1 protein-coding gene and 2 pseudogenes are annotated in these 3,092 nt (G+C 44.6%); all 3 read right to left on the reverse strand.

Annotated elements, in window-relative coordinates:
- Positions 1-668: pseudogene (locus DW103_RS17745) on the reverse strand (hypothetical protein); the annotation flags it as partial.
- Position 669: 1 nt separating this feature from the next.
- A complete protein-coding gene (locus DW103_RS17750) occupies positions 670-1,659 on the reverse strand; it encodes a glycine rich domain-containing protein (RefSeq protein ID WP_122278597.1) in 990 nt (329 codons plus the stop codon).
- A gap of 8 nt (positions 1,660-1,667) precedes the next feature.
- A pseudogene (locus DW103_RS18165) lies at positions 1,668-3,092 on the reverse strand (hypothetical protein); the annotation flags it as partial.

Genomic DNA, 3,092 nt, shown 5'->3' on the forward strand with positions numbered 1-3,092 from the left:
AAATGCGGATAGTTCGCCTTTACGTCGATTTGAGCTATCTCTTCGACGGATGTAGCTGCATAAGCAGCATTATTATTTGCCTTAAACAAATCGTATGTTTCGGTAGCATAAATCTCCAACTTAGGGATTCTGTCGATAGCCCATTGAATAGGAATACTAACCTCCAGGGATGGTTCGTCAACAGTCCAGAATTTTCTTGTTGTATCTCCTCTTTTCTGAAATGCCGGCAATGTTGTATTCAACATGGTAGTACGCAGGCTTCTATCCATCCACAGGGTATAATTTACAAGCTCGTATGTAAGCTCGTCTCCATTCTCGTCAACTTTAATATTGCCGTTTTCGTCTCGCTGATAGCGCACTACAGAGACAAAGAATTTCTCTGAATACTTGTCCTGTTCTTCTATCTCTTGTAACTTCTGTTTCCTGGCAATGGTCAGTTCATCCGGTTCAGGTTGTTCAGTTCCGGGGTCCAACTGCATTTCGAATACTTCTTTCACTGTAGCATTTGGATGTGCTTCATGAAAGGCTACCTGTTCCGGACTTAGCAATACCCACTTACCAGCTTCGTAATCGGCAAGCGTTGTGCCTGTTTCGAAGCTCTCCGCATCCAGTGGGGTGTTAAACTCTACGTAGATGCCGTTGTCTTTTATTTGTATATATGTATTCATTTTATGTTGCTTGAGAAATTATACAATAACCTGCACCTTTATGGCCTTGGCCTGAAGGATATGTACCTCCTAAAGGATTAGGCATTAGTAATAGAGAATCTTTTTGTGTTGTCCATTGATAGCCAGCTCCATCTATCATAATTGTTTCTGTAAAAACTTTACCAGAATAATGGTTGGCGTTTCCTGTGTGAACACCACTACTATTTATAGCGTTACATCCGTTGTGGCCTGAGATAAAAGAGGAACCGCCACCACCTGTACCGATATATCCGCTCTGTGTGCCTCCTGAACCACCTCCATAATATCCACCGCCACCACCACATCCTAAAGCCCCTTTAGTCTCATCTGCCCCTGTGGTTTGATTGGCATCAGCCCCGAACCCGAATCCTCCTTTATTTCCAGATAAAAAAGAGGTAGTATCACCTTTACCGCCGGAAGTCTGAGTTCCTCCCTTGGCATTATTGCTTAAAGACCCGGTTGTAGGGCCATTCTCATACCCAACCAATCCTCCGCCCCTACTAAGATTACCATATGGATGAATTCCTCCGTTATAAGTACCTCCACCTCCAGCCGCAGCCACAATTATACGACTTCTAAGAGACGATATATTATCCCAATTTCCTGATATAAGACGGACGTCGGTAGCACCACCTCCAGCACCTTGATTCACCCACATCCATTCAGACACCGAAGCCCTCGATGGAGATGCTTTGCCTCCTCCATTCCATCTTTCTGTATACGTGTTATTTTTCCCTCCGTCACCACAGTAGATATACAATACTTCGCCCTTTGCCAATTGTATTATTCCAGAAACATAGCCTCCAAAACAATTTATGCTGTTTGCATTTCCGTTGCACCCTTGAGCACCCCAACATTCAATTTTGTATAGCCCAGCAACAGGAGCTATAAACGCTTGATAATTGCCAGTGTATTGGTATAGTATAGGTTCCATTCTAAAATCAACATTTCCCATGTATCTACGTCTGCTCATACCGCCTCCTATTCTTGTTCTAACTTGGCTATATGCCAAATACCATTAATACATTCCAAATTAAACTCCACCCACTTTCCGGCAGGACAAGTATAAGAACTCCCGCACATCGATACATAACTACCTGTTGTCGGGATGGCAATTGTACGGGCCGAAGAACAGTAAACATAAGCCGTAATAGAGCGGCCGTTGTAAGACGTTCCTGTTCCGCTAACCGACAACGAAGCATTAGAGGATAGCGTAACATATATGTACCTGTAGGCAGGGTTAAGAGATGCAACGGTAGAAGCAGTTGTATAACTTTCCTGCCGGTCGAGAATAGTCTTATCCCCGGCAGACATTAACCCATTTGCGGAAGGAGTTGCAATGCCGGGATTGACCTGAGCACCGGCTTGTATCCCGGATAGCTTGTCTTTATCCGTCGTAGTATAATTGTTGTCGGTATGTACATAGTTGGCATCCTGAACAGTATTATTATCGTTCTGCAATTGCGAATACTTTGTCGGGATGGAAGCCTGTACATCGGCAATGGCTGTGTTTATGCCGGCTATAATACCCGCTAACGTCTGTGTATCTTCCACATTCGCAAGGAATGCGATAATCTCGTTGAAACTTTCTATTGCTGTGGACGCATTGCCGGATAATAACGTATTAAGCTGGGTCTGCAGGGATGTTACAGCGGCCTGTATATCTGTATCATCATAGTTGCTTAACGCGGAAAGCTTATTCTTTAACTCCGTTGTAAAGTCCTCTGTAGACAGTCCTTTCCCGGCTACCTTCTGTACATATCCGAGTAATAATTCGGTAACAGCGTTAGATGTTGTAAAATCTTTATCGTTTTCTAAATCGCTTGTCTTTGTCGGAATAGTGGGCGCAACGTATTCGACAAATGTCCCGACTGTACTCCCATTTGCACCGGGCACAAACAAGTACTTTTTGCCCGTCACCAATCCTGTAGCAGATGCAGAGACATTGCCGGAACCAACTCCCGGTATACCCTGAGAACCACGAGGAATAGTTAAATTCAATAGATACTTAGGGTTTCCTCCTTCCGTTTGTCCGTCAGGTACAAGTGTAGCAGATGCTTCCGTGCCAGGCTCACCAGTTGTAATTGTTCCAGTTTCTATGACAGGTGGCAATCCGTTATCCCCTTTTGGGAGTGTAAGATTAATATTGTACTTGGGGTTTCCTCCACTATCTTCACCGGCAGGAACAACAGAGGCGGATGCTTTTTCACCACTTTGCACATTTCCCACATCTAAGACTGGCGTCTTGCCATCCTTTACAGTCAGCATCTTGTTATCGACTTCCGTTAACTTCTGCTGCACACTTTCAGACAGAGATACACGGGCGGCATCAGCTTCCCCGGTTGCCGTATTAGCACGGTCGCGGGCCTCTTCTGTGTCGGCGATAACCAAGTTTACATTTTCGGA

Source organism: Parabacteroides sp. AM08-6 (genome assembly GCF_003473295.1).
Classification (GTDB): domain Bacteria; phylum Bacteroidota; class Bacteroidia; order Bacteroidales; family Tannerellaceae; genus Parabacteroides.